This window comes from Thalassobacterium sedimentorum (assembly GCF_031127905.1).
Classification (GTDB): Bacteria; Verrucomicrobiota; Verrucomicrobiia; order Opitutales; family Coraliomargaritaceae; genus Thalassobacterium; species Thalassobacterium sedimentorum.
The window spans coordinates 160,719-169,120 of sequence record NZ_JARXIC010000008.1 but is presented as its reverse complement, the minus strand read 5'-3'; the positions used below and the strand labels follow the sequence as shown (position 1 = coordinate 169,120).

General features: G+C 47.8%; 6 protein-coding genes. 2 read left to right on the top strand and 4 right to left on the bottom strand.

All coding sequences use genetic code 11. The features are described 5' to 3' along the window. Positions 1 to 246 (top strand): hypothetical protein (locus tag QEH59_RS06900; protein ID WP_308984631.1); only part of this gene is annotated, 246 nt, incomplete at its 5' end. Positions 247 to 352: 106 nt separating this feature from the next. Further along, positions 353 to 1,831 carry an MFS transporter gene (locus tag QEH59_RS06895; protein ID WP_308984630.1) on the top strand — a complete coding sequence of 493 codons (1,479 nt, stop codon included), beginning with the start codon at positions 353 to 355 and terminating at the stop codon, positions 1,829 to 1,831. Here the strand turns inward: QEH59_RS06895 and QEH59_RS06890 are convergent. The 4 genes from QEH59_RS06890 to QEH59_RS06875 form a co-directional block, all read right to left on the bottom strand. Continuing rightward, complete coding sequence (locus QEH59_RS06890; protein WP_308984629.1) at positions 1,812 to 3,014, bottom strand: AI-2E family transporter; 1,203 nt, start codon at positions 3,012 to 3,014, stop codon at positions 1,812 to 1,814. The genes QEH59_RS06895 and QEH59_RS06890 overlap by 20 nt on opposite strands. A 197-nt stretch (positions 3,015 to 3,211) precedes the next feature. Beyond that, positions 3,212 to 5,326 (bottom strand): elongation factor G, encoded by a 2,115-nt coding sequence (fusA, locus tag QEH59_RS06885; protein ID WP_308984628.1) that lies wholly within the window; start codon positions 5,324 to 5,326, stop codon positions 3,212 to 3,214. A 283-nt stretch (positions 5,327 to 5,609) separates the two neighbouring features. Beyond that, entirely contained in the window at positions 5,610 to 7,793 is a 2,184-nt protein-coding gene (locus QEH59_RS06880; RefSeq protein ID WP_308984627.1) for an ATP-binding response regulator, read from the bottom strand. A 282-nt stretch (positions 7,794 to 8,075) separates the two neighbouring features. Continuing rightward, entirely contained in the window at positions 8,076 to 8,381 is a 306-nt protein-coding gene (locus tag QEH59_RS06875) for a molecular chaperone DnaJ (protein ID WP_308984626.1), read from the bottom strand. Between the last annotated feature and the right edge of the window lie 21 nt (positions 8,382 to 8,402).

Below are 8,402 nucleotides of genomic sequence, written 5' to 3'. Positions count from 1 at the left end.
GATGCAGCTGACTCCGAGTGGGTGCTCTCCTGTGGCGATGAGAGCATCACTTTCGTGAGTTTTGAATCCGGTTTTGATTCGAATAAATCATTTCAACCGGGCCCTCCGCGCCAGCGCAATTTTGTGGCCACACTGGGGGTCTTGAATATAGCCAAGACAGGCCTGAATCACTTGGAGCTGACTCCTCGCAAGTTGCTGGGCCAAGGATTCAGCGTGAAGCGCATTACACTAACGCCATATCGATAGGGGGTATATGTCTGGCAATTTGTGTAACATTTTATCCAATTGTCGTCTGTCTATTACGCTACATCCATTATATTAAGCAATTCAACTAACAACTATTATCATTAATATGGAGAAATCTAACATCCCCGTCATCCCCCGTCATTTCTTACTTTCCTTTATCTTAGTGACGTCATTGTTTTCCTTGTGGGGCTTTGCTAATGATGTCACTAATCCACTGGTTGCTGTTTTTAAAGATGTGTTTGTAATTACAAATGCGCAGAGCACTTGGGTGCAGATGGCGTTTTATGGTGGTTACGCAACCATGGCCTTACCCGCTGCGATTTTTATTCGTCGTTTCTCTTATAAATCGGGTATTATTGTTGGTTTGGCTCTCTATGCGCTGGGGGCGTTGATTTCCATTCCTGCGGCGGCGGGGGCTAATTTTAACCTCTTTATCATTGCGCTCTATATACTGACTTTTGGGCTCGCCTTTCTCGAAACCACTGCAAATCCCTATATTCTCTCAATGGGGCCGCCAGAGACTGCGACGCGACGTTTGAATCTTGCTCAAGCGTTTAACCCAGTTGGCTCGTTGACGGGGATGTTCATCGCTGGCACAATTATTTTGTCCGCAATACAAGTGGAGGACTTCAAAAACGACGTGAATGGCTACGCTGGGAGTCTTGAAGCGACGCCGGTTGTTCAACGAGAGCACAATATTCCCTCCTTTCTCCAAGCAAAGCCTCGTGAACGCGTTTACGATGAAAACGTGAAAGCATATGTAGCATCGGTAGGCGTGGGTGCGCCTGTAACCGCCTTGCAAGATTTCAAAGATGGTAAGATCTATAGTTTTCAGGGAATGACTCACCGTGAGCTTCAGCAGAACGATTTGAAGTTGGTTGCTATGCCTTACACGGCAATTGGTTGTGTGGTCTTGGTAGTTCTAGTCATATTTTTAGTGACCAAACTACCTAATACCAGTCCGCCTGATGCGGATCATGATGTGCATTTTGGTCGGACTTTAAAACGTTTATTAACGAATCCAAATTACGTTGGTGGTGTGATTGCTCAAACCTTTTATGTTGGGGCGCAGATCATGACTTGGACATTTATTATTCAATATGCTGAGAATGAACTAGGCATCGATAAGGCAACCGCACAGAATTTTAATATTATGGCGATGGTGATCTTTCTTTGTAGCCGTTTTATTTGCACATTTTTTCTCAAGTATATTGCACCCAGTAAGTTGTTGATGATACTCAGTGCAGGTGCGATAGCTTTCACATTAGGTGCTATTTATATTCACAGTATCACGGGGCTATATTCCTTGGTACTAGTTTCCGCCTGTATGTCTCTGATGTTTCCCACTATTTATGGCCTAGCCTTAGATGGAGTGGGTGAAGATGCCAAACTTGGTTCCGCCGGTCTCATTTTTGCAATTATTGGCGGAGTTTTTATGACTCGTTTTCAGGGGCAAGTCTTGGACATGGATAGCTTTATGGGCACGACTGCTACGCGTGGTTCGTTCTTCTTGGTGATTCTTTGCTTCCTTATAATTGCGGTCTACGGCTTTCTGTCTTCGAGGTTTAAAGAGAAAGCTGTTTAATGGCCTGTGTTTTTTCTTCTTTGGCTGTCAGCGCAGGTAAATATTTCTCGCGTGCTAGGCGCCAGAAAACGAGGAAGAACGCGGTGAGTGGAATGGCGAGGATCATGCCCAGGAGCCCGCCGAGGGCCGCGCCCCAGAAAAATACGGAGAAGATGATGAGCATCGGGCCCATTCCTGTCTTATCTCCCATGATGCGTGGAGTGAACACGTAGTCTGTCAATAATTGCCCAATTGTGAAGACAATGGCACAGGCTATGATCAGTCCGATGCCTCCTTCTTCTTGTAAGTAGGCAATGGGGAGAACAGTCACGATGCCGAGCATCGTGCCTAGATAAGGGATGATATTTAGTAGGCCGAGTATCACGCCGATTGCGATGCCGAATTTAAGGCCGACTATTCCGAAACCGACTGCCAGTACGAGCCCTAGTAACAGCCCAATAATGATTTGACCTCGGAAAAAGGAGACTAAAATTTGACTGAATTGTTTGGCGAGGAATACTAGGTCTTTTTTTCTTTCGTCAGGGAGAAAGCTTAATTGTTTGTCGATATCCTTCCATATGTTGCGATCACCATTTAGTATGAAGAATAAGTAGACTGGGATAATCGAGTAGGCGGCGATTTTGCCGAAAATACCTCCGAAAAATGCAAAAAAAGCAACTAGAGAGCCAGCAGAAGCCTGTAAATGTGCGAGTGCTTGCTTCAGTAGTTCGGAGTTACCTTCCAGTGCATTCATTAAGTAAGTCTCTGGTGATTCGCCTAATTGTTCCGTTAACCACTCCCAGATTGAAGGGGCAAAGCCCTGTATGGATTCCAATAGACGGCTCAGCATGTCGGGAGCTGCTTTTAGAAATTCACCTGCATTTTCGAGTGCTGGAGGGACGACAAATACAGCAATGGCTACGAGTGTCATTAAAACCAGCGTAAACAAGAGTATGATACCGCCGACACGGTTGAGACGTGTTTTGGTTTCGCAGAGGGTGATGATTGGGCGTAGTAGGGTGGCGAGGATTGCTGCGATCGCAAGTGGCAGGAGCACGTCTTTAAACTGAGTGACTAGCTCACGCAGTAACGCGAACAGAAAGTAAGCGGTTGCTGCGAGGAAAACGGTTGCCAATGCCGTGCCTCCGGCTGCGACTATGCGCTTTTGCGATGGGGACAGAAAGGGTGCATTATTCTCGGGCATAGTGTCTTACCCAAGCTTTATGTTGCATAAGCGCAATCTCGTAATTTGAGCGACTGTGACCGGTCGCTCACGCATGAGGCTGAATCTGTAGAGGAGTATCCGGCGAGTAGCAAAAAAAAGTCCCCGCTCGTTTGAACGGGGACTTGGTTAAATTTTGATCTCTGGCGGTGGCAGAGCTTTAATGTCAAGCGAAGGATTTACTTCTTTTTTGCTTCTTGGCGCTCTTGTGCTTCCTTGATCACTTGATCCGCCACGTTACGTGGAGTGGATGCATAGTGCGAGAATTCCATTGAGAACTGACCACGACCGGAAGTCATGGTGCGAAGTGCGCCAATATAACCGAACATTTCGGAAAGTGGGGCGTCTGCCTTGATTCGGATGCCGCCATTGCTGGTTGGCTCCTGTGTCTTGATCATGCCGCGGCGGCGGTTCAAGTCGCCGATCACGTCGCCCATCTTGTCCTCTGTGCAGAAGACGTCGAGCTTCATTATGGGCTCGAGGATCTCTGCACCAGCCTTGGGCATGGTTTGACGGTAAGCAGCCTTGGATGCGATTTCGAAAGCAACCGCCGAGGAGTCCACTGCGTGGAAGGCACCGTCGTCGAGTGTGACTTTGAAGTCCAAGCAAGGGTAGCCTGCGAGCACGCCCTTTTCTGTGGAAGCTTTGAAGCCCTTTTCAACTGCAGGCCAGAATTCACGAGGCACGTTACCACCGACAACTTTGGACTCGAATTCGAAGCCAGAACCTGGCTCGAGTGGCTCGAGTGTGTAGTCGATCTTCGCATACTGACCGGAACCACCAGATTGCTTCTTATGGGTGTAGGAATCGGAAACAGTCTTCGTTATACCTTCACGATAGGCAACTTGTGGCTTACCGATAACAGCTTCAACGCCGTAAGTGCGCTTGAGGATGTCGACCTTAATGTCGAGGTGAAGCTCACCCATACCTTTAAGGATGGTTTCGCCCGAGTCTTCGTCGGTTTCGACGATGAAGGTCGGGTCTTCCGCAACCATCTTACCGATCGCAGTGCCCATCTTTTCCGCATTGCCTTGGTCCTTCGGCTTGATCGCGATTGAGATCACAGGCTCAGGGAATACCATCGGCTCGAGTGTGGCCGGGTGTGCAGGATCGCAGAGTGTGTGACCTGTTTGCACCGACTTCATGCCGAGGAGGGCGACGATGTCGCCCGCTTGTGCGGATTCCACTTCATTACGCTCGTCGGCGTGCATCTCAATGATGCGGCCGATACGCTCTGTCTTACCTGTGAAGGTGTTGAGCACACTGGTGCCCTTAGTGATCTTACCAGAGTAGATGCGGGTGAAAGTCAGTGCGCCATATTTATCGTCCATGATCTTGAACGCAAGTGCACGGAGTGGCTTATTGACGTCGACGATCGCGAATTCACCTGTTTCTTCACCTTCAGCATTCACTTCAGGTTGTGGCTTCACTTCAGTAGGAGAAGGCAAATAGTCTACAACGCCGTCGAGAAGATTTTGGACGCCCTTATTCTTGAAGGAAGAACCACAGTAAGTTGGGAAGAAGTCGAGGTTGATGGTGCCCTTGCGGATGCACTTTTTGAGTGTCGCAAGGTCAGGCTCTTCACCTTCGAGGTAAGCTTCCATTGCTGCATCGTCTTGTTCTACAGCAGTTTCGACGAGCATTGCACGGTATTCTTCTACCTTGTCGACCATGTCGGCAGGCACTTCCTTCTTCTCGTAAGCAAGAGGATCGCCAGTCTCATCCCATACCCACGCTGTGCGTGTAAGTAGGTCGACAACGCCCTTCAGGTTGCTCTCTGTGCCGATCGGTAGCACCATTACGAGAGGGTTGGCACCTAAGATGTTCTTACATTGGTCGACAACCTTGTAGAAATCAGCTCCGATACGGTCGAGTTTGTTGACGTAGATCAAACGAGAAACTTCGGAATCATTGGCGTAGCGCCAGTTAGTTTCGGACTGAGGCTCCACACCGCCCGAACCACAGAATACGCCGATACCACCGTCGAGCACCTTAAGTGAACGGTAGACTTCCACTGTGAAGTCCACGTGCCCAGGAGTGTCGATCACATTGAAACGGTGTGCATCCCATTGTTGTTCCGAACCAGGCCAGAAACAGGTGGTCGCTGCTGATTGAATCGTGATACCACGCTCTTGCTCTTGTTCCATGAAGTCAGTGGTCGCCGCACCATCGTGCACTTCACCCAACTTGTGGATTTTACCAGTGAGCTTCAAAATACGCTCGGTTGTCGTTGTTTTACCAGCATCCACGTGGGCGAAGATACCAATATTTCTGTATTTTGATAGGTCGGTCATGATCGTATCGTATGTGTGTTAAGAGTTTGTTTGTGTGTGGTTTAGAAGGGCATCGGCGGGCTCATTACGAGCCTTGAAATTCCAAAAAAGAGGCGGAGATTAGGCCTCCTTCGCCAGACTGCAAGGCAAGAAAACAGCTGATTTGCGATCCTGGGCGTTTTGCAAGCACTCCTTTGAAGTTCGTGCCGACTTCCTTTTTTAGTGATAGGGGAAGTTAATATGTATTCTTCTTTTATTTAAGGCAGTATTTTATACTGATTAATAGATGAGCAGTCGGGAGGCATTAAGCGCAATAGCGTGCGATTTTATCGCGAAACGACTGAATATTAATCGGTTTGCTGATATAGTCCGACATCCCATGATCCAAACAGCGCTGTTCAATAGATGTTTCGACATTCGCAGTGAGTGCGATGATGGGGGTTGCTTGGTTGGTTTGATTTCGTTTGATTTCCTCGGTTGCATGAAATCCGTCTAATAGGGGCATACTTAAGTCCATGAGTATCAAGTCATATTGATTCCCTTTGGCGAGTTGCACTGCAATTTGTCCATTGGCAGCTAGCGTGGCTTGGCAGCCCAGCATCGAGAGGGTGCGTTCCATTAATTTGGCATTAGTTATTTCGTCTTCGACGACCAATATATTGAGCCTGCGATCTAGCTTTGCCAGGCTCGTGCTTACAGGTTTTTCGCGGGTCGTTTTCAGTGGCAGAGTGACTTTGAAGCATGTACCGACTCCTGCTTGGCTAGAGGCTTCAATCTGTCCCCCCATGATGTGAACCAGTTTGTGGCAGGTGGCGAGACCAAGCCCGATTCCTTGATAATTGCGCTTATAAGAGGCATCTACCTGTGAAAATGGTTTAAATAGTTTTTGCAGGAGAGGTTGCGCGATACCAATGCCAGTGTCTCTGAAAATGAACTGATACTCGAAAGGTGTGACGGCTCGGTTAATACGCCCGACTGTAAGTTGTATGGAGCCTTGCTTTGTGTATTTGCACGCATTTTCCAGCAAAATGTTAATCATGTTGCGGAGCAAATGACCGTCAGCCTCAACTTGTAAGTTTTCGTTGATGGGGGTTAATTGATGATTCCCGTTGTGGAATTGCAGGTCTAAATGAGGGGCATGTTGTCTGGTTTGATCGAACTGCGTCTGGCATAGTTCAAGTAAGGCCGTTGGCTCTTGGTCTGGTTTGATGTTTCCGCTGTTCAGGCGCGAATACTCTAATATTTGGTTAATGAGGCTCAGCATGCGTTCGCTTTCGCTGAGTATAGTTTGCAGCATTTCCGCCGGTTCACCCTGCGAATCGGCCAGCAATATTTCGGTATAGCCCATTATAGGATTGAGCGGTGTGCGCATTTCATGGCTCATTACGGATAGAAATTCGTTTTTTGCTCGATTGGCGTTTTCTGCGAGTGCCTTAGCATGTTCCATGGCTTGGTAAGCACCTTTGTGCTTTTCATGCAATTTTAGGTGGTTGATTGCCTGACTCAGGTGGTGCCCAATTTCTTCGAAGAAAAAAGTCTCTTCTTCTTCGGAGAGTGCGATTATGGGAGTCGCGACTGAAAACAGTCCGTAATATTCATTCTTAAATGATAGTTTGATTGTTAGGCGTAATAAGTGGTCGCAGTCGTGCGGGAAAAGATGCCTAAGGCTTGTTTGCTGTCCTGGGAGGTATTGCAGGCGGTTGTCTGCGTTTTGGTCTAGCTTATATTCGCATTCTGAAAGAACAGCGTTCGATAAGCCGGAATTCGTGTGTCGTGAGGAAGCCTGTGTAGTTGCTTCGTAGTGAAAATTGAGGCATTCTGAATCTCCTCTTAAGACACAGCAAACGCGTGTGGATGCATACTGTTGTGTTAATAGGTCGCAACATTGTGTGATGAGGGTCTCTACATCATGTTGATTTGCGATGACTTTATTAATCGCTCCACTGACCTTGAGTTGATTGTTTAGCTGCTGGTTGCGCCGTAAATGACGGATATTCGAGTGATTATTTGCCCATTGGCAAAAGACGTATTCCAGTTCGCCTGCAGGTGTGAGGATTGGATAGAGTACGACATCTACCGTATTTGGAGTTGTAAGTGGGGGCGGGGGGGCGCCGTGGGCTGTTATTTGACTATCGCAAAGTGGCCATGGAATCTGGAGGTGGACTGTTGCATGCGTTTCAAAAACTAATTTTACCTGCGACAACAGGCCAGCTTTCTGAAACATCGAGGAGCCGAGTAAATGGTTACTTCCGATTATTTCCGGTTCACTCTGCTTAAGTGCCTCCCGCAACGCTTGATTGCTGCGAACGATTGCGCCATCAGCTGCGGCAATCAGGGTCGGGCTGGGGCAGTTTTGTACGATGGCTTCCAGTTCAGGGCGCAATGTATAATCTTGATGATTCAGATTACTCAAGTTACTCTGGACAGTTTCATCCTGAGTATTTTGAGAATCATTGTCGCCGTTGCTGGGATGGTGGTCCTGAGCCATTTAATTTAACAGGGATAGTTGATTAAGGGGTAGTTAGGGTATAATACCTAACTTGACTTGGGAATTCGCTTATGTCCAGTATTAGCTGCATAATTATGCCCCATAAGCATTGCGTTTGAGCTTGTGATCAATATTGAGCTTGCCGAGTCGCTCGAGCGATCCAGTCGCGACTGATTAATGGCAATGACGATTCTGACCTGATGTTGTATTGAAAGCACCGCATTCGTTAGTCAGACGGCAAGTGTAAGATGTGGAATCGGGTTTTACATCGATGGCAGTAGCTCAGATGTCAGCCAGTATTTCACGAAGTTCTGCAGCAGGATCTTCATGATGTTGCGCGATCGCCAATTGCAATGAGGTTTCCAGTATGGGTTTGGCTTGTATTACTTGGCCATGCTGTAGCAGTGCTTTACCTAGCAAAATCCGGGGGAGCATCCAGTCCGCCCGCGAGTCGGCGCACTTTTGCAGGTGTGGAATCGCGGCTAAGCTGTCCCCTTCCTCATAAAGGGCTTGTCCTAAGCTGAAGCGGAAGAGCATGTTATCGGGTTTGGCTTCGACTTTGGGAAGGAAGATTGAGGATTTTTTCATTCTGATTAGATCTTTAAAGTT